This window comes from Pandoraea sp. NE5, assembly GCF_024363545.1.
Taxonomy (GTDB): domain Bacteria; phylum Pseudomonadota; class Gammaproteobacteria; order Burkholderiales; family Burkholderiaceae; genus Pandoraea; species Pandoraea cepalis.
Genome location: NZ_AP025517.1, coordinates 4786533 through 4808514, shown reverse-complemented (window position 1 = coordinate 4808514; position 21982 = coordinate 4786533). Strand labels below are relative to the sequence as shown.

The window sequence follows — 21982 nt, the reverse complement described above, 5'->3', positions numbered from 1 at the left end:
ATATCGGGCGTTGCGCGTGCCGAGCGCGTGGGGGCTGGCGCAAACGCCTGGGGGGAGACGCGTCGCGGGGCAGGGATCGCATGCGCCGCGACGTGCCTTCAGACCGGTTTGCCCGTGAGTCGCGAGGCGCCGATCTTCATGTGCTTGCCGAGTGCGATAGTCAGGACGACGCCCGCGGCGAAGAGCCACGTTGCCGTGTCGACGTGTTCGCCGAAAAAGAGGGCGGACAGCGCAATCGTAAAGAAAATCTGAAGCAATTGTACTTGGCCCACGCGTGCGATGCCGCCCATGGCCAGACCCGCATACCACGCGAAGAAGCCGATGAACTGCGAGAAGAGCGTCACGTAGGCGAACGCACCCCATGCCTTGCCGCTGACCGGCCACGGCTGATGCCACGCCAGCCAGCCCACCGGCAGTACCAGCACCGGCGCCGACACTACGAGCGCCCAGCAGATCACCTGCCAGCCCCCCATCTCGCGAGCGAGCTTGCCACCCTCGGCATAGCCGAGCGCACCGATGACCACCGCCAGCAGCATCAGCCCATCGGCCGCATGCAGGCTGCCGCCCCCGGCGCGCAGCGCGAAGGCCATCACCAGCACGCTGCCGGCGAGGGCGCAGCCCCAGAACCCGCGCGACGGACGTTCGCCGCCGAGCCAATAGGCGTAGATCGCGACACAGAACGGCTGCAAGCCGTTGACGACTGCGCCGTGCGACGCCGGAATCGTCTTCATCGCCCATGCGGAAAACACCGGGAACGCAATGATCACGCCCAACGAGGTGATGGCGAGACTCTTGATCTGGCGTGGCGTGGGCCACGCCTCGCGACGCCACCAGAGCAGGGCGCCCGCAAACACGGAGGCGACCAGCGCGCGCCCCAGCCCATTGAGCAACGGGTTGACTTCCGCGACGACAATGCGTGTCATCGGCAACGTCAGGCTGAAGATCAGCACACCGATCAGTCCGATCAGCATGCCCCGGGATTCACGCGAATTCATGGTGTCGCCTCGTATGTCTGGTTCTGCGTCATCCGCCCGTCATGCGGTGTGCCGGGCGTTCGGTGCGGTGGGCCTAGCGCAACGTGCGCGGCCCGTCGGGGGTTTCGATTTCGGCGGTGAGCGACGGCTCGACCAGCGTGGCTTCGACGTTGACGAGTGCGTCGGCCCCAAGCCACTGCAATTGCGCCTGGATCGCCGCCGCCTGCGGATGGAAGCCGCGCAACGCGGTAACGGCACAATCGGCGCTCGGCAGCGCATCGCTCGGGTGCTGCGCCGAATCCCATTGGATCAGCGTCGGCAGCAGACCTTGTCCGGCGCCTTGCCAAGCGGGCAGGCTGCCGTCGTCGGGCACGCCGATCCGCCACGACAGCGCGCCGCGCTGCATCGCCATGACTGGCGCCAACCGCTGCGGATACTGCGCCTGCCAGCGTGGCAGCGAGCGCGGACGCTCCACGCGCGCCACCCAGTGCGCGAGGTAGGGGCCGCGCTCGAGGCGCGCCTGAACGGCCTCGTCATCGAGACAGAACCAGCGCGGCCGGTCTGGCGGCGGGGCTTCCGGGTCGATGGCGATGATCTCGAGGTAAGCGCCACCCCACAGTCCCAGCAAACTGTTGTGCGTGCCCATGCGGGCGTGCTTGCCGCCGCGCTGCGGTACGACCTCGGTGAGGCCGAGCTGCTCGATGACATGGGCTTCGCCCGCCTCAAGCGTTTGCGCGGCAACGACGAGATGATCCAGTTTCAGGGCTTGGGGTGCGGTCATGGCGGGTTCGGGCGGCAAAATCGATAGCTTACTCCGCCTCGCTCCTTCCTCGGGTCATCCACGCGAGAGTCGCGTCATCGTCCGATTGGCCATGCGCACGGCGAGATCGCGCCACGCCAGTCGCCACCCGGCGCGCACGAGGCGCTTGCCGGCAGACGCGGTGAGTGTGGCCGCGGGATGGCTCACGCGCAGACGCACGCCGTCTTGCCATGTGCCCAGCCACACGCGCTGACCGGCCCGAATCTCAAAACTCTCGCCGGCGTGCAGCCAATGGTCGGCGGGCTCACCTTCCACGGTCAGCCACAGGACACCTTGCAGCACCTGAAGCGATTGCGGCAGGTCGGCAGCCGGGGCCTGCCAGAAGACGGTCTGTTCCCGGTCCAATTCGAAGAGTCGGATTTCACGCATGGCGGTCTCCAGTTGAGAAGACACTTTATCGGTTAACTCCGGTACAGTACCGGTACAGATAGCAAAGTAATCTTCGGTACAGTTAAGGATTGACAGAGAATTTGGCGCGCGTAGAGTGGCGACCGATGGACAATCCCCGCAATACCGGGCCGACGCGCAGCAGACACTTTGACCGCGAAGCGGCGGTCAGCTTTGCCCAGGTGGATAGACGATGACGACAACGACCCCCATTTCTCCGCTGGTGCTGGCCGACAACGCTGCGCTCGACACGTCGCGCATGACGCTTGTCGATCAGCTCGTGCATTGGGCGAGCCTGCGCATCGAGGAGCGAGTCTTCCTGCCCGGCATGCGCATGCCGTCGATTCGCTCGCTGGCGGAAGACAAGCGTGTGTCGCGCTTTTCCGTCGTCGAGGCGTACGAGCGGCTGGTCGCGCAGGGCTATCTCGAGGCGCGGCGCGGCTCGGGCTTTTACGTGCGCGAGCGGCCTGTGATGCCCGCGCAGAACGCGGCGGCGCCGATGGTCGCGCAGGGGCCGATCGACGTGGCCTGGCTCGTGCGCAGCATGCTTCACTCGGTCGCGCCGGAGCGCGGTCCGGGCATGGGCTATCTTCCGCCGAGCTGGCTCGATGCCGACATGATGACGTCGGCCATGCGCTCGATGAGCCGTCAGTCGAGCGCGCATCTGCTCCAAAGCGGTAACCCGCATGGCTTCCTGCCACTGCGCGTGCAACTTCAGACGCAACTCGCGGAACTCGAAATCGGCGCGCGCCCCGAGCAAATCGTGTTGACATCGGGCATTACGCAAGCGGTGGACTTCCTGCTGCGTCTGTACGTGCGCGCGGGCGATACGGTGCTGGTGGGGGACCCGGCGTGGTTTGTCATGTTCGGCCGCATCGCGTCGCAAGGCGCCCACACCATTGGCGTACCGTACACCCCGGACGGACTCGACATGCCGGCGCTGGAGCGCCTGGTGCAGCAGCATCGGCCCAAGTTGCTGATCCTCAATTCGATCCTGCAGAATCCGACCGGAACGTCGCTGACGGCGGCGCGCGCCTTCCAGATCCTGCGTCTGGCCGAGCAGTACGACTTCATGGTGCTCGAAGACGACATCTACTGCGACCTGTGCCCGTCGCACCAGCCGGTGGCGCGACTGGCGAGTCTCGATCAGCTCAAGCGCGTGATCTACATGGGCAGCTTCTCGAAGACGCTCGCCGCGAACCTGCGGGTGGCGTTCGTGGCGTGTTCGCCGGCGCTGGCGAAGACCTTCGTCGATCACAAGATGCTGTCGGGCTCGACGACGCCGGAGATCAACGAGCGGATCGTCTACAAGGCGCTGACCGAGGGGCATTACCGCCGTCACGTAGAGCGCTTGCGTACGCGTCTCGACGAGGTGCGCGACACCACGCGCCGGCGCCTGGAGCGCATCGGCCTGCGCATGTTCGGCGAACCGACGTCGGGCATGTTTTTCTGGGTCGACACCGGCGTCGATACCAGCGCGGTCGCCGCCGCGGGGCACGAAGCGGGCTTCCTGTTTGCGCCGGGGGCGTTGTTCTCGCCGCGTCAGGCGCCGAGTACCTGGATGCGCATGAATATCGCCTGTTCCAGCGATCCCGCCATGCTGACCTTCCTCTCGCGGCAGCTCGAACTGGCCGCCTGAGCGGGCGTGGGCGCGAGCCCGATGGTGGCGGTTCGACCGTCTCGCCGACACGGCGCTTCGCCAGGTTTTGCCGCAATTTCCCGTATCGTCGCGCAAGCTGCCGCGAAATAACCCTTCTGCCGGCCTTGAAATGCCGGCCCGCCGTCCCTATTTTCATCGGGTACCGCCGCTCCGGCAGCGCGCGCGCAAGTGCGCCGGCCGGCGGTCAGTGTCGATATTCCATCCATCTCACCGATTCACGAGGATTCCCGACCATGGCGCAAGACACCATGAGCTTTCAGGCAGAAGTCAAACAGCTTCTGCAACTGATGATTCATTCGCTGTACAGCAACAAGGAAATCTTCCTGCGCGAACTGATCTCCAACGCTTCGGATGCCGCCGACAAGCTGCGCTTCGAGGCGATCAACGACGCCGCGCTGTACGAGCAGGATCCGGAACTCAAGATTCGCGTGTCGTTCGACAAGGACGCCCGCACCGTCACCATCGAGGACAACGGCATCGGCATGAGCCGCGAGGAAGCCATTGCGCATCTCGGCACGATCGCCAAGTCCGGCACCAAGGAGTTCTTCTCGCGCCTGTCGGGCGATCAGCAGAAGGACGCCGCGCTCATCGGCCAGTTCGGCGTGGGCTTCTACTCGGGCTTCATCGTGGCCGATCGCATGACGGTCGAGTCTCGCCGAGCCGGGCTGCCGGCTTCGGAGGGCGTGCGCTGGTCGTCGGCGGGCGAGGGCGACTTCACGGTCGAGACCATCGAGCGCGCCCCGCGCGGCACCGCCATCACGCTGCATCTGCGCGACGGCGAAGACGAACTGCTCTCGTCGTGGCAACTCCAGTCGATCATCCGCAAGTATTCGGATCACATCTCGCTGCCGATCGTCATGCGCGGCGAAACATGGGACGAAGAAAAGCAGGCGATGGTGCCCGCCGAGTCCGACGAGACCGTCAACCAGGCGAGCGCGCTGTGGACCCGCAGCAAGAGCGAGATCACGGACGAGCAGTACACGCAGTTCTATCAGCACATCGCGCACGATATGCAGGCGCCGCTGGCATGGACGCACAACCGCGTCGAAGGACGCAGCGAATATACGCAACTGCTGTACGTGCCGGGCCATGCGCCGTACGATCTCTGGGATCGCAATTCGCAGGGCGGGCTGAAGTTGTACGTCAAGCGCGTGTTCATCATGGACGACGCGGAACAACTGCTGCCGAACTACCTGCGCTTCGTGCGCGGGGTGGTCGACTCCGCCGATCTGCCGCTCAATGTGTCGCGTGAAATCCTGCAGGAAAGCCGCGATGTGAAGGCGATCCGCGAAGGCTGCGCAAAGCGTGTGTTGGGACTGCTGGAAGATCTGGCCGAGAACCAGAAGGACAAGTACACGCAGTTCTGGGGCGCGTTCGGGCAGGTGCTCAAGGAAGGCACGGGCGAGGATCAGGCGAATCGCGAGCGCATTGCCAAGCTGTTGCGCTTTGCTAGCACGCACAACGATTCGGCCGAGCAGAACGTGTCGCTGGCCGACTACATCGGCCGCATGAAGGACGGTCAGGACAAGATTTACTACGTCACGGCCGAGAGCTGGGTGGCGGCAAGCCATAGTCCGCACCTGGAAGTATTCCGCAAGAAGGGCGTGGAAGTGTTGCTGCTGACCGATCGCGTCGACGAGTGGATGCTCTCGTACGTGCACGACTTCGACGGCAAGGCGCTCGTGAGCGTGGCGCGTGGCGATCTGGATCTGGGCGCGCTGGAAGATGCGGGGGAAAAGGCTGCCCAGGAGAAGACCAGCGGCGACCTCAAGCCGCTCATCGAGAAGATGAAGGAAGTGCTAGGCGACAAGGCCAAGGACGTGCGTGTGACGTTCCGTCTGACCGATTCGCCGTCGTGCCTGGTGTCGGATGAGAACGACATGAGCGGCACGCTCCAGCGCTTGATGAAGGCGGCGGGGCAGAAGATGCCGGAATTCCGTCCGATTCTCGAAATCAACCCGGAGCATGCGTTGATCCAGCGTCTGACGGCAGAGCGTGCCGATCTGGCGGACTGGGCGCAACTGCTGTTCGATCAGGCGCTGCTGGCCGAAGGCGGCAGCCTGGAAGATCCGGCGGCGTATGTGAAGCGTACGAACGCGTTGCTGCTCGCCGCGCAGTGAGCGCGCCAGTGCAGACCGCGCAGCGCTGACCATGGCGTTGCCGATGGGCCCCCGCGTCGATATGTCGCGGGGGCCTTTTGTTTTTGGGTGCGAGCGTTACGGGGCGGCGGATCAAGGGTGTCGGACCGGTGTCCGCAGACCGGCTCCAATGCCGCCGCTGCGTGACGTGTGGGCGGTGCGCCGTCGCCTTGCGCCTTTATAATGCCGAGCCATGACTTTCCGATTTGATGTGGGGGGGCGGCGCTGGCAGGCTGTCCCGGCGCCGGCGCTTTCGCGTCGTCATAAAGATTGGCTTACCCGGGGCGGCGCGCTCACGCGCCATCTGTCGACCCTGGGGCGCGTGAGCGTGCGCGTCGTGGCGGAGCGAGTGATGCCCGCCGACGCGGACCAGTGCCGCGCCATCGGTGTGCCATTGCGCACGCCGATGTGGGCCCGCGATGTCATCCTGCTGGTCGACGGCGAGCCAGTGGTCGTGGCGCACAGCGTCACGCCGCTCGCCTATAGCCGCTCGATCTGGCAGGCTATGCGTCGCTTGCGTACGCGACCGCTGGCCGATCTGCTCTATCACGATCCCACCGTCACGCGGTCCATGCTGGTGTCGTGCCCGCTTGCGCCGCGTCATCTGTTGCACGGCCGTGCGCGTCATGATGCGCGCGACCCGCTCGTCGGTGCGAACCCACGTGCGCGGTTGTGGGCGCGTCGGTCGGTCTTCGTACGCCGTGGCGCGCCGTTGCTTGTCACCGAAGCGTTTCTGCCGCGTTTCTGGCGGCGTTTGGAAGCAACGCACGGTGCGCTGGCTCACGACGGATGCGTGTCATGACGACGGACCTCATCCCTGAGCGCAAACGCAACTTTCCGCCGGTGGTGGACGCGCAAACGCGCGTGCTGATTCTCGGCAGCCTGCCCGGCGACGTCTCGCTCGCGCATCAGCAGTATTACGCGCATCCACAGAATCGCTTCTGGCATCTGGTGGGAGATACGATCCGCGTCGACCTGCCGTCGCTCGCCTACGATGCGAAGCTGCAGGCGCTGCTCGCCCATCGCATCGGGTTGTGGGACGTAGTCGCCGAGGCCCGGCGCAACGGCAGCCTCGACAGCAATATCCGCGACCATACGGGCAATGACCTGATCGGGCTCATCGAGACGCTGCCGGATCTCGAGGTGATCGCATTCAATGGCGGCACGGCGGCCCGGCTGGGCATGAAAGCGCTCGCACACCACGCGGATCGGTACCGGATCGTGATGCTTCCGTCCAGCAGCCCGGCCTACACATTGGCCTACGCGGAAAAGCTGCGCACGTGGCAGGCATTGACCGCGTGACGGTCTGTCGAGCGGCGCGGCCGGGTTAGCTCGGTCATGCCCGCGCGTGGCTGCACGCAACTGTGCGAGGCGCGATTCGTAGCGATCCACGGGTGTCGGCGCATCAAACCCTGGCTGAACCTTTGGACTTGTCGTTCGAGCCGACGACGTTGCGGATCAACTGATCCATCTCCTTGATGATGTCTGCAAGCACCTGCGTGATCACCGCAAACTCCCTGCCATGCTCCCCCGCCCGAGCCGCCGAGATGCGCGCATTGAGCGCAACGATGTTGGCTTGCATCGAAATACCGCTGAGGCGCTCCACGAGGTCGGTCTGGCGTTTGCGCACGGCAACTTCGCAACGGTGCATTTCCTCCTGATAGGCCTGGGTGACGGTCTGTAGCAGGTCAAGTAGCGGGGTGGCCTGTGCGACCAGGGCATCGAGGGATGACGCTTGCCGATGGGTGTCCGCCAAAGGGGCGTCTATCGCGGCGCTGACCTGAGCGATGAAATCACGGATACGAGCGTCGGCGCGCGGACTGCCGAAATAAAGCTGCTGCAAGGCGCTGGAGAACGCGCCAGGGAAACGCTCATTGCCCGTCGCGAGATCCGAATGCGCCGACTCGAACATCGACAGACACTGGCGTGCGATATCGAGCGCGGCCGTGTCCCCACGCGAAGCGAGCAACAACTGAAGGATGATCCGTTGCGACAGCATGCGCTGCCTGCCGGAGAGGTTGATCAATGTGCCGAGGGTTTCGGCGGACACTTCGGCCTCGGTTGATTGCGTAGAAAAAGCGTTCATGCCATGCCTTACAGAGAGTGTCGACGCAGAGGCGCGCCGTGCTGAGCGGCAAAGCAAAAGCGCCCCGAAGCGAGATGCCTGCGAACCGGTTGCCCGGTGCGTGGTCATCTCGCTTCGGGGCGCCATTGCCCGGGACGCTCCTTTTCGGAGCATGTCATCGCGACTTGCCAGCTTGTTTTCAGGCCGCCGTTGGCCTGTGCGTGTCTTCTGCAATATCCATGCCATCGCTCATTACAGCGGCCCTGGGCGTCGGGGCGCAGCGAAATGGTGCGGCGGATCCTGCCCGGGGCACTGATCTTGTGCCGGATGCGTCATCGCGACGCGTGCGTTGCGGCGTCTCGACGGGGCGGGAAGCGAACCCGGTACAATGCGTTCCCATCGGAATCTCCCGAGTTTCATTGAAGGACACATGACCCTCATCAAACGCAAATCCATCGAAGCCGAAGCATTCGTCAGCGACGAGCGCACCGTCCGTTCCTCCCGTCCGGCGTACAAGCCGCGTTTCGCGCCGGTGACGTTTTCCGAAATGGGGGGCGTGCGTTACCTGCACTTCGGCACCCCGTGGGTGCAAGGGGCAATGCGTCTGTCCAAGCCTGACCGGATCGAGCTGGAATACGCGCAACAGATGATGGCGTGGCTGCTGTTCATGCGTGCGCCCAAGCACGTGGTGCAACTGGGTCTCGGCACTGGGTCGCTCACCAAGTTCTCGCATCGCCAGTTCCCGCGTACACAGGTCACCGCCGTGGAGCTGAACCCGGCCGTGGTCGTGGCCGCGCGCACCATGTTCAGCCTGCCCGATGACTCGCGCCGATTGAAGGTGCTGGAAGCGGATGCCTGGGATTTCGTCACCGACCCGGCGAGGCATGGCACGGTCGACGTGTTGCAAGTCGATCTCTACGACGCGACCGCACGTGGCCCGGTGCATGACACGCCCGCGTTCTACAAGGCCTGCCGCGCCACGCTGAGCGCACCCGGCATGCTGACGACGAACCTGTTCGGCGATCACGACAGCTATCCGAAGAACATCCGTCGCCTGCGTCAAGCTTTCGATAATCGCGTGATCGAATTCCCTGAAGTGCACGACGGCAACGTGATCGTGCTGGCCTTCAACGGTCCGCTGCTCTCGGTGGAGTGGAAGGATGTGGAAGCCCGCGCGAAGGTGGTGGAAGCCGCCACGGGCCTGCCGGCCAAGCGTTGGGTCAAGCAGCTTCGCTCGGCCAACGGCGACGGTGGTCCGGTGCTGACGATCTGACGTCAGAGCGTCGGCGCACCTCTGCGCGGCGATGCCTGTCGTGGATGTAAAAAAGCCAGCCGCGAGGCTGGCTTTTCATTGGGTGCGACGGACGTGGCCTTCTCAGGCTGCGACTTCCTCGATGCTCAGCGCCTCGCCGCCGGCCACGATCGCCAGCAGGCGGTCGACGTTCGGGTGCGCGCCCGGACGATTGCGCGCATCCGCCGTGTGTTCGCCGAAGACCGCCAGCCCGTGCTCGGCCGCTTTGGCGTCAAGCGTGCCAAAGGCCTGCTTCAGATAGTGGTACACGGCGAGCGAGCCTTGCTTGCCCGGTGCGTTCTCGATGGTCGCCACGACTGCGCCCGTGCCGTCGCGTAGCGCAATGCGCGCGATGCCCTCGATGCTGCCGACGGCGGCTATCTGTGCGAGGTTGTCCTTGAAGACCGGGGTCGGTTCGATCATTGCCATGGGGGTGCGGCTCCTGCGGTTACGTTGCGTTCGAAAAATGTTGCGGGCCGAATGGTATCACTCCGGCCCGCGCGGCTTCACACAACGCTCACGCACGTCGCCATTGCAGGATCGTCAGCGTCAGCACGCCTGCGATCAGGCCCCAGAACGCCGAGCCGATGGACAACAGCGTCAGGCCCGACGCCGTCACCATGAACGTGATGAGCGCCGCTTCGCGCTGGCGCATGTCGTGCATGGCGTTGGCCAGGCCGTTCATGATCGAGCCGAACAGGGCGAGCGCGGCAATCGAGACCACGAGGGCCTTCGGAAACGCCGCGAACAAGGCGGCGATGGTCGCCCCGAACGTGCCCGCGATCAGATAGAACGCGCCGGACCATACGGCGGCCGTGTAACGCTTGGCCGGGTCCTCGTGGGCTTCGCGTCCGGTGCAGATGGCTGCCGTGATGGCCGCCAGATGGATACCGTGCGAGCCGAACGGCGCGAGCAGCACCGAGGCGATCCCCGTCGTCGAAATGAGGGGAGAGGCCGGCACGGTGTAACCGTCGGCACGCAGCACGGCGAGCCCGGGCACATTTTGCGAGGCCATCGCCACCACGAACAACGGGATCGCGATGCTGATCGTGGCCGACAGCGAGAACGAGGGCGTAGTCCACACGGGCTTCGCAAGCGCGATGTGGAAGTGGCTGAAATCGAGCAAGCCTGCGCCGCCCGCGACCGAAGTGCCTACGATCAGCGCCAGCAGAATGGCGTAACGCGACGCAAAGCGTTTGACGACGAGATACGTGAAGAACATCGCAAGCACGAGCGTCGTCTGGTGCTGCGCCGCGACGAAGATCTCCAGCCCGATGCGAAACAGGATCCCCGCGAGCAGCGCAGACGCCAGCGCTGGCGGTACGCGGCGCATGATCGTCTCGAAGCCCCCGGTCAGCCCACACAGGGCGATGAGGGCATTGCAGACGATGAACGCGCCGATGGCCTCGCCATAGGGCACGCCCGGTAGCGAAGTAATCAGTAGCGCGGCGCCCGGCGTGGACCACGCCACGACCACCGGCGTGCGATAGCGCAGCGATAGCCCGATGGTCGTCACGCCCATGCCGATGGAGAGCGCCCAGATCCACGACGAAATCTGCGCGGGGGTGAGATGGGCGGCCTGTCCGGCCTGGAACATCAGGACGAGCGAGCTGGTGTAGCCCGTCATCATGGCAACGAAGCCGGCGACGATGGCCGACGGCGACGTGTCCGCCAACGGCCGGAGCGGTGGCAGGGGAGTCGTGCTGGACGTCATGATGGGAAGCGGTCTCTGGGTTCTTGTTACGTTGTTGGTGCGTTGCCTTGCCGCGCCCTGCGACGCCGGGCGGCGAGCCTTACTTGCTCAGCGCGCGCATGGCCGACTCCAGTCCGGCGAGCGTGATCGGATACATGCGGCCCGCGAATAGCTGACGAATGACCGAGATCGACTGGCGATATTGCCATATCGCCTCGGGCTCCGGATTGAGCCAGGCGTGACGCGGGTAGCGGTCGATGAAGCGGCGTAGCCACACCGCCCCGGCTTCCGCGTTGTTGTACTCGACCGAGCCGCCCGCCTGCAGCACTTCGTAAGGACTCATCGTCGCGTCGCCCACGAAGATCAGTTTGTAGTCGGGCGGGTATTTGCGCAGCACGTCCCATGTGTCGAAGCGTTCGTTGTGGCGGCGTCGGTTCTGCCGCCACAAATAATCGTAGACGCAGTTGTGGAAGTAGTAGAACTCGAGATGCTTGAATTCGGACTTCGCCGCGGAGAACAGCTCTTCGGTACGCGCGATGTGGTCGTCCATCGAACCGCCCACGTCGAGCAGCATCAACACCTTCACGTTGTTATGACGCTCCGGCACGAGCTTCAGGTCGAGCCAGCCGGCGTTGGCCGCCGTCGAGCGAATGGTGTCGTCGAGGTCCAGCTCCTCCGCGGCTCCCTCGCGCGCGAACTTGCGCAGACGCCGCAACGCCACCTTGATGTTGCGCGTGCCGAGTTCGACGGCGTCGTCGTAGTCGCGGTAAGTGCGCTGGTCCCATACCTTCACCGCCGTGCGATTGCCGTTGCTCTCGCCGCCGATGCGGATGCCTTCGGGGTTGAAGCCGCCATTGCCGAACGGCGAGGTGCCGCCGGTGCCGATCCACTTGTTGCCGCCTTCGTGGCGGCCTTTCTGCTCGTCGAACAGTTGCTTCAGGCGCTCCATGAGCTTGTCGATCCCCCCCAAAGCCTGAATGCGCGCCTTGTCTTCCGGCGACAATTCGCGTTGCATGCGCTTCTTGAGCCATTCGAGCGGCACCTCGCCCGAGGCGTCGACGATGTGTTGCACGCCTTTGAAGTACGCACCGAAGGCCTGATCGAACTTGTCGTAGTGCTTCTCGTCCTTGATGAGCGATAGACGCGCCAGATAGTAGAACTCGTCGAGCGAGGGCGCGATGACCTGACGCTGCAGCGCTTCGAGCAGCGTCAGGTATTCCTTGACCGAGACCGGCAGCTTCGCCGCGCGCAAGGTATAGAAGAAGTCGATCAGCATAACGGCGGCGCGCTTACCGATTGGCGCGATTCATGAAAACGAGGCGCTCGAACAGGTGCATGTCCTGTTCGTTCTTGAGCAGGGCGCCGGCCAGCGGCGGAATTGCGAGCTTGTTGTCGGCGCTGCGCAGTGCTTCCGGGCCGATCTCCTCGGCCATCAGCAGCTTGAGCCAGTCGATCAGCTCCGAGGTCGACGGCTTCTTCTTGAGTCCGGGAATATCGCGTACCTCGAAGAAGGTCGCCATCGCGGCGTTCACCAGCTCGCGGCGAATGTTCGGGAAATGCACGTCGATGATCGACTGCATCGTCGACGGCTCGGGGAACTTGATGTAGTGGAAGAAGCAGCGGCGCAGGAAAGCGTCGGGCAGCTCCTTTTCGTTGTTCGACGTGATGATGACCAGCGGGCGGTGGCGTGCCTTCACGAGCTGGCGCGTCTCGTACACATAGAACTCCATGCGGTCGAGTTCGCGCAGCAGATCGTTGGGGAATTCGATGTCGGCCTTGTCGATTTCGTCGATCAGCAGCACGACGGGCTGGTCGGCCTCGAAGGCCTGCCAGAGCACGCCCTTGACGATGTAGTTGGCGATATCGCGCACCCGCTCGTCGCCCAGCTGCGAATCGCGCAGTCGCGAGACGGCGTCGTATTCGTAAAGGCCTTGCTGGGCCTTGGTGGTGGACTTCACGTGCCATTGCAGCAGCGGCATGTCGAGCGCGGCGGCGACTTCCTCCGCGAGCATTGTCTTGCCGGTGCCGGGTTCGCCCTTGATGAGCAGCGGTCGTTGCAGCGTGGCCGCCGCGTTCACGGCGAGCTTGAGGTCGTCGGTCGCGACGTACTGGGAAGAGCCTTCGAAGCGCATTGTCTGAGCCGTCCGCAAACAGCCGGCCTACCGGCCGGGCAGGGAAAAAGTTCAGTATAAGACATTGCGCATACGGCTCGCTCGGGCAGTGGAAATTGGCTGTGACATCAAAGGTTTGCGGGAAAACTTCGGAGAACTGTGCGGGTCAGCCCCGAGTTTGCGGACCGAAGGCTGTGGGTTACAATCGATTGCTTTTTTCACAGGACGGTGGCCTTGGAGTCGGGCCGTCGCCCTGCGTGTTGCGGGCCGGTATTCCAACCAAAAACGTTCCCAAGAAGACCATGAAAAAGTTCCTCACGATGATGGCGCTGGCGCTCGGCAGCACGTCGTTCATGTCGCTCGGCGCGGCGCATGCGGCCGATCTCAAGCCCAATCTCGACGCGGCGAAGGACAAGGTCGCCATGTGTATTGGCTGTCACGGCATTCCCGACTATCGCACCGCGTTTCCCGAGGTCTATCACGTGCCCCGGCTCGGCGGACAGAATGCGAAGTACCTTGAAAACGCCCTGAAGGAGTACGCCAAGGGCGACCGCAAGTTCCAGACGATGCATGGCATCGCAGCCACGTTGACCGAGCAGGACATCGTCGACATTGCCGCCTACTACGCGGCGCAGACGGCGTCGACGCCGGTCAATCCCCAGAAGTAAAACGTGCGTGGCTGAGGAGAACACGATGAAGCATTCGATGGTAAAGGCCGCAGCGGCGGCATCCCTGGCGCTCGGCGCCGTGCTCGCGGGTGGGGTCGGCTCGGCGTTTGCCGCCGGCAACGTCGCCAATGGACGCGCGCTCGTCGAGAAAGGCATGTGCGTGAGCTGCCACGGCGCCAATCTGAACGCGCCGATCAGCCCCGAGTACCCGAAGCTGGCTGGTCAGTACGCAGACTACGTTTATAACGCGCTGCGGGCGTATCAGAACGAAACCAGCCTGATTTACGGTCGCAGCAATGCGATCATGAAGACGCAGGTCATGTCCAATCCCGCCACGGTCGGTAAGGACGGCAAGCCGCGTCCGTTCACCTCGCAGGAGTTGCGTGATATTTCGGCCTATGTCGAATCGCTGCCCGGCGATCTCGTCACGAAGAAGTAAGCGGTCCGGCCGCGATATCCGGCATCGGCATCAGGCACGACGGTGACCCTCAGGGGGACCGTCGTCGTCAGCGCTCAGCGCGACGCTTGCTGCTCGATACGCTGCAGGTAGGCGTCCGAGTCGGGCGGCTGGCCGCTGCGTTGGGCTTCCCAGAGCGTTTGTCCCAGGCACTCCATGATGCGGTGCTGCGCCTCATGGGGCGAATCGAGCCGTTGGCTCAGTTTCTCGTAGGCGGCACGAATGCCCGGCGGCTGGTCGATCGAGACCTGCTCGCTGATCGCCAGGTGCATCGACAGATGCAGGAACGGGTTGGTCTGCCCGGCCTCGGGTGAGTAGTCGCGCTCGTTGGCGTCTTCGGTGTCGGACAGCGCGTCGTGATACTCGGGATGGGCTTGGATCCAGTCGGCGGCCATGGTCTCGAGCGGCGTGAGAATGCTGCCGCTGCGCTGCTTTTGCCAGGTGGTGCAGAAGAATTGCCGGACTTCATCGCGGCTCGGATTGAACATGGGGACTCCGTGGGGTTCTGATGTCGCCGCTTGCGGCGCGCCGCCCCTTGACTACAATGGCGGATCGATCGCTGCCGTGCATCGTGCCAGGCGCAGGGGAAACGCGCCGCCAACGCCTGAAAATCTCGCCGTATTGTCGCTCAATTTATCCAGTCATGTCGCAAAGCCCTCGCGCGCACGCGCCCACCGGCAACGCCGCCGTCATGCCGCAGGCCCCCCGTCCCTCGGCCTGGACCGGCGTCGCGCTGATCGCCGTGTCGGCGTCCGCGTTCGGCGCCATGGCCATCTTCGCGCGGGCCGCGGCGGCGTCCGGCGCGGACATCTTCGCGATGCTGCTGTTTCGCTTTTTCGTCGCCGCGGTCCTGCTGCTGGCCTGGTGTCGGTTGCAGCGGGTGCGCTTCCCGTCGCGCCGTCAGGCGCTCGGCATTGCGCTGATGGGCGGCATCGGCTACGTCGGCCAGTCGCTTTGCTATTTCGGCGCACTGCAATATGCGCAGGCGTCGCTCGTCGCGCTGCTGCTCTATCTCTACCCGGTCTTTGTGACGATTTTGGCGGCCATTTTCCTCCATGAACGCCTCACGCCCGTGACGCTCGGCGCGCTCGCGCTCTGCTCGCTGGGCACGGCGCTCACCGTCGGGGGTGGGCAGGGGCAGCCGCTGGGCATGGCGCTGGCCGTGGCGGCGGCGTTGATCTATTCGGGCTACATCGTGATCGGCGCGCGGTTGACACGCGGTGTCGATGCCCGCGCCACGGCAACGCTCGTCTGCCTGGCGGCCACCGTTTCCTTCGGGGCGATGGCGGCGGTGCGAACCACGCAAGGGCTGCCGCTGCAATGGCCCGCAGGCGCCGGGGGCTGGGCGGCGCTCGCGGCCATTGCCGTGTGTTCGACGGTCGTCGCCATTCTGACCTTCTTCGCTGGTTTGCAACGACTGGGGGCGGGACGCGCCTCCATGCTCTCGACGCTGGAGCCGGTCGTCACGGTGCTGCTCGCGGCCATGCTGCTGGGCGAAACGCTCACGGCGGCACAACTGGGCGGCGGCGTGCTGATTCTGGCGGGCGTGGTCTGGCTGTCGGCGCGTGGCGCCGCCGCATCCCCCTGATGTCGCGGGCATTTTTGCCACGTCAGCGCGTGTCGCGCGGCAACGGTACAATCGCCGGTCATTCGCCACTCATCTACCGAGGTCCATTGTCATGAGCATCATCGCCAAAGAAGCCATCGCCCAACTATTCACCGATGCCCGCACGCACAATGTGTGGCTCGACAGAACGGTCAGCGATGAAACGCTGCGTGAGCTGTACGACCTCGTCAAATGGGGCCCGACGTCGGCCAACACCACGCCCGCGCGCGTGGTCTTCGTGAAGAGCCCGGAAGCGAAGAACAAGCTGCTTGAATGCATGGCGCCGGGCAACGTGGACAAGACCCGCACGGCGCCCGTGACGGCCATCATCGCGTACGACCTGAAGTTCTACGAGCACCTGCCCAAGCTGTTCCCGAACGGGGCCGACAAGATGGTGCCGATGTTCTCGGGCGACCCCGCCAAGGCTGCCGGTGCCGCGCACATGAACAGTTCGCTGCAAGGCGGCTACTTCATCCTCGCCGCCCGCGCGCTGGGCCTCGACTGCGGCCCGATGGCCGGTTTCGACGCACAGAAGGTCAACGACACCTTCTTCGGCGGTACCGAGTGGCGTGTGAATTTCATCTGCAATCTGGGCTACGGCGATCACGGCAAGCTGTTCCCGCGCAATCCGCGCTTGTCGTTCGACGAGGCGGCGCGCATCATCTAAGCAGGATTTGTCGCGCGCCGCGCGCATTTTCGGCGCGTACAGAACAAACGGGCGGTCCCGATGTCGGGACCGCCCGTTGTCGTTTGTGTCGTCTGCGTCGATTGCGACGGCGTTGCCGGGGAAGAGCCGGTCAGCCCTTCGGCGCGGGCGTCTTGGGACGGAAGTCGCACAACGGCTCGATGGCGCAATGCCAGCATTCCGGCTTGCGCGCCTTGCACACATAGCGGCCGTGCAAAATGAGCCAGTGGTGGGCATCGTGCTTGAACTCGCGCGGGATGACGCGCTCCAGCGCCAGTTCCACGGCCAGCGGATCCTTGCCAGGTGCGAGACCCGTGCGGTTCGCCACGCGGAAGATGTGCGTATCGACGGCAATGGTGTCTTCGCCAAACGCGGTATTGAGCACCACATTGGCCGTCTTGCGACCGACGCCCGGCAGCGTTTCGAGGGCTTCGCGCGAGCGGGGCACTTCGCCGCCGTGCGCGTCGAGCAGCAACTGGCAGGTGGCGATGACGTTCTTGGCCTTGGTGCGGTACAGCCCGATTGTCTTGATGTAATCGGCAACCCCGGCCTCGCCCAGCGCAAGCATCTTCGCCGGGGTGTTCGCCACCGCGTAGAGCTTGCGTGTGGCCTTGTTGACGGAGACGTCGGTCGCCTGGGCCGAAAGCAGCACGGCGATCAACAACTCGAATGGCGACGTGTACTCCAGCTCCGTCGTCGGGTGCGGATTCAATTGCTGCAACGTTTCGAACAGGGCGCGTCGTTTGGCGTCGTTCATGGCGGGTGGCGCGTGGGTTGGAGCGTCTGTCTTGTTATCAGGTGACGGTGTGTGCGGCTGCCCGCCTAGACCTTTTGCGGGGCGCTGTCGGCCCCCGAGGGGGCCGCATCGTCGTCTGGGCTGAGGCCCAGGCGTTTGCGACGGGCTTCCGCTTCGTCGATCTGTGCCTGCACGGCGGCCGAAACGTGCGTGGTGTTCTTCGGCGCGAGGCCTTCGGCCGCCAGCGCGGCCTTTTTCTCTCTCGCGCGCGCCAAAGCCGCTTGAATGATGGCCTGCTTGCGAGCCGCCGCCGCAGCGGCTTCATCGGCTACGGGGGACGGCGCCGGCGCCACGTCGCCCGTTTGCGCTACCGGCGACGCCTCTTGCCCGGAGGCGGGCGCCGAAGGCGTGCCGGGCGCTGCGGGAGCAACCCGCGCCGCGCGCGCGGCCAGCCGCGCTTCCCGCGCCGCCCGATCCTTCGCGAGACGGGCCTGATTCACCTCGAAATGCGAGCGCGCGTCGTCGGCTTGCGTTTGCGACCAGGCGTCCCAGCCGGTGCGCTCGCCGGTGACCGGCACCATGTCGATGCAGTCGACGGGGCAGGGCGGCACGCAGAGATCGCAGCCGGTGCAACGGTCCTCGATCACGGTGTGCATCAGTTTGGCGGCGCCGACGATGGCGTCGACCGGGCAGGCCTGCAGGCAGAGCGTGCAACCGATACACAGCGATTCGTCGATGACCGCGCGCGGCCGGGGACGCTCTGCGCCGTTGTCCGGATTCAGCGCGATGATGGGGCGATCCAGCAGCTTGGCCAGACGCGCCACGCCCTCGGCGCCGCCGGGCGGGCACTGGTTGTAGCTGGCCTGACCGCTGGCGATGGCATCGGCATACGGGCGGCACCCGGCGTAACCGCACTTGGTGCACTGCGTCTGGGGCAAAAGGGCATCGATGCGCTGCGCGAGCGCGCTAACTTCGGACACGTCGTTTGAGGGGGATTCGGCGGAAAGTCGAATTATCCTGCATTTTCCGGAAACACTGAAACCGATGTGCCATAATTCCGCCCGATGAGAACGACCGGCCGATCATGACTACACCTCAAACCAAGATCAAACGCGACCCCGAACGCACGCGTCAGCGCATTCTTGCTGCGGCGATCGAGGAGTTTGCGGAGCGGGGTTCAAGCGGTGCGCGCGTGGACAGCATTGCACGCCGAGCCGACATCAACGAGCGCATGTTGTATTACTACTTCGGCAACAAGGACCAGCTCTATCTGGCGGTGCTCGAGGAAGTCTATGGCGAGTTCAACCGAGCCGAACACGCGCTCAGGCTGGATGTGCTGGCGCCGCTCGATGCCGTGGCCGAACTGGCCCACTTCGTGTGGGACTATTACGCCGACCATCCGGAACTGATTCGGCTCATCAACAACGAGAATCTGCACGACGCGAAGTCGATGCGTCAGTCGACCGAGATTCGCCAACAGGTCTCACCGATTGTCGAGCTGCTCGCGCAGACGCTCAAGCGCGGCGAAGCCAGCGGCGAAATCCGGCCGGGCGTCGATCCGGTCGATCTGTACGTGACGATCTCGGCGATGGGCTACTACGTGATGTCGAACCGCCACACGCTGTCCATCGTGATGGGGCGTGATTTCATGGCCGGCGACGCGCGCACGTCGTATTCGTCCTTCAATACGCAAATGCTGCTGGATTCATTGCGTACGCGATGACCGATTGAGCATGTGGCGCTTGCCGTAGGCTCGTCAAAACAAAACCGCCGCGAGGGCCGAAGCCCCGCGGCGGTTTTGTCATGGCCGCTCGGCGAACCGGTGACGGTTCAGGCGTGCTTGGCGATGAAGTCGCGAATCTGCGGATAAATCACGTTGCGCCAACGACTGCCCGAGAAAATGCCGTAATGGCCGCAAGCCGGGGCGGTAAAATGCGCCCGCCGTTTGGCGGGGATGCCGATGCACAGCTCATGCGCGGCCTGGGTCTGTCCGCTGCCCGAAATGTCGTCCAGCTCGCCTTCGATGGTGAAGAGCGCCGTGGTCTTGATGTCTTGCGGACGAACCCGCTGGCCAGCCACGTCCCACGTACCGCGCGCGAGGCTGAAGTCCTGGAAAACGGTCTTGATCGTGTCGAGATAGTACTCGGCAGCCATGTCGAGCACCGCGTTGTACTCGTCGTAGAAGCGACGATGCGAGTCGGCGTCGTCGTTGTCGCCGCGTACCAGGTCCAGATAGAAATCCCAGTGCGACGTCAGGTGACGGTCAGGGTTCATCGCCACGAACCCGGCGTGCTGAAGGAAGCCCGGATAGACCAGCCGGCCCGAGCCCGGATAATTGGCGGGCACCGGATGGATCACGTGATTCTCGAACCACTCGTACGACTTGTTCGTCGCCAGCGAGTTGACCGACGTCGGACTCTTGCTCGCGTCGATCGGGCCGCCCATCATCGTCATGGTCTTGGGCGTCGTTTCGCCGTTCGATGCCATGAGCGAGATGGCGCCGAGCACCGGCACGGTGGGTTGGCACACCGAAATGACGTGCAGGTTCTCCGCGCCGATGTGGCGAATGAACGCCTGGATGTACGCGACGTAGTCGTCAAGATGGAACGCGCCGGCTTCGAGCGGCACCATGCGCGCATCGATCCAGTCGGTGATGTAGACCTTATGGTCCTTGAGCAGCGTTTTGACGGTGTCGCGCAGCAGCGTGGCGTGGTGGCCGGAGAGCGGCGCGACCACGAGCACGACCGGGTCGTCCTTGAGCTGCCCGACGGCACTGGCGTCGTCGGCGTACCGCTTGAAGCGCAGCAGGCGGCAGAACGGCTTTTCCATCGCGGTGACTTCCACGACCGGAATATTGTGACCGCCGACTTCGACGGCCTTGATATTGAATTCGGGCTTTTCGTAATCCTTGCCGAGCCGGTAGAGCAACTCGTATCCCGCGGCGATGCGGGGCGCGCCCGGCATCATGGCCAACGGGCTGCCCGGATTGACGAACGTGGTCGCCGCTGCCTTGGCCCAGGTGGTCAGGGGGTTCAACCACGCACGGTTGTATTCGTGAATCTGATACAGCATGTTGTGTGCCCAGAGGCGGATGGTGAGCGAATTATGCAACCGTTTATCGCGGCTGTGCAACGCAGCATAACCCTGATATATGGCATTTCTGCATCATTGCGATAGTTTTTGACTATTTTGACAATTGTTTTCAATTATCGTTGCTGCGCTGCAACAAATTGGGGTGCAAAAAAAGCCCGCCGGGTGGCGGGCTTCGACTTCGACGATGCCCGATGGGCTTAGCGCAGCACTTGGGCGATGGCCGAGGCGACGCGGTCGATGTTCTTGTCGTTGAGCGCGGCCACGCAGATACGGCCCGTGCTCACGGCATAGATGCCGAACTCTTCACGCAGGCGTTCGACCTGGTCGGCGGTGAGGCCCGAGTACGAGAACATGCCGCGTTGTTTGATCACGAACGAGAAATCGCGTTCCACGCCATGCGCACGCAGCTTCTCGACCAGGGCGAGACGCATCGCGCGGATGCGCTCACGCATTTCGGCCAGTTCCTCTTCCCACAGCGCGCGCAGCTCGGGGCTGCCCAGCACGGCGGCGACGACCGAGCCGCCATGCGTCGGCGGGTTCGAGTAGTTGGTGCGGATCACGCGCTTGAGTTGCGAGAGCACACGGGCCGATTCGTCCTTGCTGCCCGTCACGATCGACAGGGCACCCACGCGTTCGCCATACAGCGAGAACGACTTCGAGAACGAGCTGGAAACGAAGAAGTCCAGGCCGGTGGAGGCGAACAGGCGCACCACGGCGGCGTCGGCATCGATGCCGTCACCGAAACCTTGATAGGCGATGTCGAGGAACGGCACCAGTTTGCGAGCCTTCACGATCTCGACGACTTGCGCCCACTGGTCCATCGACAGGTCGACGCCGGTCGGGTTGTGACAGCAGGCGTGCAGTACGACGATGGTGCCTTCGGGTTCCTTGCCGAGCATGTCGAGCATGCCCGCCAGGTTCACGCCATGCGAGTCGGCGTCGTAGTACGGGTACGAGACGACGTTGAAGCCGGCTTGGCTGAACAGCGCGCGGTGGTTTTCCCAGCTCGGATCGCTGATGGCGACGGTGGCATTCGGGTTCAGTTGCTTGAGGAAGTCAGCGCCGATCTTGAGGGCGCCGGTGCCGCCCAGGGCTTGCGCGGTAACCACGCGGCCTTCGGCCAGCACGGGCGATTCCTTGCCGAACAGCATTTCCTGCACGGCCTTGTCGTAGGCGGCAATGCCTTCGATCGGCAGGTAGCCGCGCGGCAGACCGGCGGCCACGCGTTGTTCTTCGGCGGCCTTCACGGCCTTGAGCAGGGGGAGCTTGCCTTCCGCATTGAAATACACGCCCACGCCCAGGTTCACCTTCTCGGTGCGGTGATCGGCGTTGTAGGCTTCGTTCAGGCCAAGGATGGGGTCGCGCGGGGCGAGTTCGACAGCGGAGAACAGGGTCATTTCGACGGCTCGAGGCAGGTAGTAGGAAAACGCGGCGGGTCGGCGGTATCAGACGCGCGATCAGCTCAACGCGACATTTTAACGAAGATTCCCCACGCTTGTGGGAAACACAGGCGTGCGCGCGCGAAATCGCCTCCCTTTGACACGAAAACTGCCACGTATTGCCAGAAATTGACGACATTGACGTGCCATGGGTCAGGG

At 64.3% G+C, this 21982-nt stretch carries 23 protein-coding genes; 10 read left to right on the top strand and 13 right to left on the bottom strand.

What is annotated here, in order from left to right; all coding sequences use genetic code 11:
- Positions 1–98: 98 nt before the first annotated feature.
- From PanNE5_RS21785 to PanNE5_RS21775, 3 genes are all read right to left on the bottom strand, one after another.
- Positions 99–995, bottom strand: a complete 897-nt coding sequence (locus tag PanNE5_RS21785; protein ID WP_150563076.1) for a DMT family transporter — start codon at positions 993–995, stop codon at positions 99–101.
- Positions 996–1068: 73 nt separating this feature from the next.
- Positions 1069–1755: a VOC family protein gene (locus PanNE5_RS21780; protein ID WP_261938797.1), complete on the bottom strand. Its 687-nt coding sequence runs from the start codon at positions 1753–1755 to the stop codon at positions 1069–1071.
- 54 nt (positions 1756–1809) lie between these two features.
- Positions 1810–2163 (bottom strand): DUF2917 domain-containing protein, encoded by a 354-nt coding sequence (locus PanNE5_RS21775; protein WP_017234917.1) that lies wholly within the window; start codon positions 2161–2163, stop codon positions 1810–1812.
- A gap of 211 nt (positions 2164–2374) precedes the next feature.
- On the opposite strand from PanNE5_RS21775, the gene PanNE5_RS21770 reads away from it, so the two are divergent.
- The 4 genes from PanNE5_RS21770 to PanNE5_RS21755 all read left to right on the top strand — a co-directional run bounded on the left by PanNE5_RS21770 (position 2375) and on the right by PanNE5_RS21755 (position 7281).
- A complete protein-coding gene (locus PanNE5_RS21770) occupies positions 2375–3820 on the top strand; it encodes a PLP-dependent aminotransferase family protein (RefSeq protein WP_130025537.1) in 1446 nt (481 codons plus the stop codon).
- 254 nt (positions 3821–4074) lie between these two features.
- A complete protein-coding gene (htpG, locus tag PanNE5_RS21765; protein WP_261938796.1) occupies positions 4075–5961 on the top strand; it encodes a molecular chaperone HtpG in 1887 nt (628 codons plus the stop codon).
- Between the two features lie 211 nt (positions 5962–6172).
- The gene (locus PanNE5_RS21760) at positions 6173–6781 is read left to right on the top strand and encodes a chorismate--pyruvate lyase family protein (protein WP_017234920.1); all 609 of its coding nucleotides are present in this window, start codon (positions 6173–6175) and stop codon (positions 6779–6781) included.
- On the top strand, positions 6769–7281 hold the full coding sequence (locus PanNE5_RS21755) for a DNA-deoxyinosine glycosylase (protein WP_261938795.1): 513 nt from the start codon (positions 6769–6771) through the stop codon (positions 7279–7281). Before PanNE5_RS21760 ends, PanNE5_RS21755 begins: the two co-directional genes overlap by 13 nt.
- Positions 7282–7384: 103 nt before the next feature.
- Here the strand turns inward: PanNE5_RS21755 and PanNE5_RS21750 are convergent, their stop codons facing one another.
- Positions 7385–8065, bottom strand: coding sequence for a methyl-accepting chemotaxis protein (locus tag PanNE5_RS21750; protein WP_261939889.1), 681 nt, complete (start codon positions 8063–8065; stop codon positions 7385–7387).
- A 409-nt stretch (positions 8066–8474) separates the two neighbouring features.
- On the opposite strand from PanNE5_RS21750, the gene PanNE5_RS21745 reads away from it, so the two are divergent.
- Complete coding sequence (locus PanNE5_RS21745) at positions 8475–9317, top strand: hypothetical protein (RefSeq protein ID WP_017234923.1); 843 nt, start codon at positions 8475–8477, stop codon at positions 9315–9317.
- Between the two features lie 102 nt (positions 9318–9419).
- Here the strand turns inward: PanNE5_RS21745 and PanNE5_RS21740 are convergent, their stop codons facing one another.
- The 4 genes from PanNE5_RS21740 to PanNE5_RS21725 form a co-directional block, all read right to left on the bottom strand.
- Positions 9420–9758: a DUF2322 family protein gene (locus tag PanNE5_RS21740; protein ID WP_261939888.1), complete on the bottom strand. Its 339-nt coding sequence runs from the start codon at positions 9756–9758 to the stop codon at positions 9420–9422.
- Positions 9759–9852: 94 nt separating this feature from the next.
- A complete protein-coding gene (locus tag PanNE5_RS21735) occupies positions 9853–11049 on the bottom strand; it encodes a benzoate/H(+) symporter BenE family transporter (protein WP_261938794.1) in 1197 nt (398 codons plus the stop codon).
- A 79-nt stretch (positions 11050–11128) separates the two neighbouring features.
- On the bottom strand, positions 11129–12304 hold the full coding sequence (locus PanNE5_RS21730; protein ID WP_150563072.1) for a vWA domain-containing protein: 1176 nt from the start codon (positions 12302–12304) through the stop codon (positions 11129–11131).
- Positions 12305–12317: 13 nt separating this feature from the next.
- Entirely contained in the window at positions 12318–13160 is an 843-nt protein-coding gene (locus tag PanNE5_RS21725; RefSeq protein ID WP_130025543.1) for an AAA family ATPase, read from the bottom strand.
- Positions 13161–13441: 281 nt separating this feature from the next.
- On the opposite strand from PanNE5_RS21725, the gene PanNE5_RS21720 reads away from it, so the two are divergent.
- Both PanNE5_RS21720 and PanNE5_RS21715 read left to right on the top strand, forming a co-directional pair.
- Entirely contained in the window at positions 13442–13807 is a 366-nt protein-coding gene (locus PanNE5_RS21720) for a c-type cytochrome (protein ID WP_017234928.1), read from the top strand.
- A gap of 25 nt (positions 13808–13832) precedes the next feature.
- Entirely contained in the window at positions 13833–14246 is a 414-nt protein-coding gene (locus PanNE5_RS21715; RefSeq protein ID WP_017234929.1) for a c-type cytochrome, read from the top strand.
- A 74-nt stretch (positions 14247–14320) separates the two neighbouring features.
- On the opposite strand, the gene PanNE5_RS21710 is transcribed toward PanNE5_RS21715, so the two are convergent.
- Positions 14321–14752 carry a DUF1841 family protein gene (locus PanNE5_RS21710; RefSeq protein WP_017234930.1) on the bottom strand — a complete coding sequence of 144 codons (432 nt, stop codon included), beginning with the start codon at positions 14750–14752 and terminating at the stop codon, positions 14321–14323.
- Between the two features lie 203 nt (positions 14753–14955).
- Here PanNE5_RS21710 and PanNE5_RS21705 point away from each other — a divergent pair, with 203 nt between their 5' ends.
- A complete protein-coding gene (locus PanNE5_RS21705) occupies positions 14956–15852 on the top strand; it encodes a DMT family transporter (protein ID WP_261939887.1) in 897 nt (298 codons plus the stop codon).
- 91 nt (positions 15853–15943) lie between these two features.
- Complete coding sequence (locus PanNE5_RS21700) at positions 15944–16537, top strand: malonic semialdehyde reductase (RefSeq protein ID WP_261938793.1); 594 nt, start codon at positions 15944–15946, stop codon at positions 16535–16537.
- Positions 16538–16667: 130 nt separating this feature from the next.
- Here PanNE5_RS21700 and nth read toward each other — a convergent pair whose 3' ends face one another.
- Positions 16668–17312, bottom strand: coding sequence for an endonuclease III (gene nth / locus PanNE5_RS21695; protein WP_017234932.1), 645 nt, complete (start codon positions 17310–17312; stop codon positions 16668–16670).
- A 65-nt stretch (positions 17313–17377) separates the two neighbouring features.
- The gene (rsxB, locus tag PanNE5_RS21690; RefSeq protein WP_261938792.1) at positions 17378–18271 is read right to left on the bottom strand and encodes an electron transport complex subunit RsxB; all 894 of its coding nucleotides are present in this window, start codon (positions 18269–18271) and stop codon (positions 17378–17380) included.
- A gap of 104 nt (positions 18272–18375) precedes the next feature.
- On the opposite strand from rsxB, the gene PanNE5_RS21685 reads away from it, so the two are divergent.
- Positions 18376–19014 (top strand): TetR/AcrR family transcriptional regulator, encoded by a 639-nt coding sequence (locus PanNE5_RS21685; RefSeq protein WP_017234934.1) that lies wholly within the window; start codon positions 18376–18378, stop codon positions 19012–19014.
- A gap of 107 nt (positions 19015–19121) precedes the next feature.
- On the opposite strand, the gene PanNE5_RS21680 is transcribed toward PanNE5_RS21685, so the two are convergent.
- Entirely contained in the window at positions 19122–20363 is a 1242-nt protein-coding gene (locus PanNE5_RS21680) for a polyhydroxyalkanoate depolymerase (protein WP_051060260.1), read from the bottom strand.
- A gap of 218 nt (positions 20364–20581) precedes the next feature.
- Complete coding sequence (locus PanNE5_RS21675; protein ID WP_261938791.1) at positions 20582–21781, bottom strand: amino acid aminotransferase; 1200 nt, start codon at positions 21779–21781, stop codon at positions 20582–20584.
- Between the last annotated feature and the right edge of the window lie 201 nt (positions 21782–21982).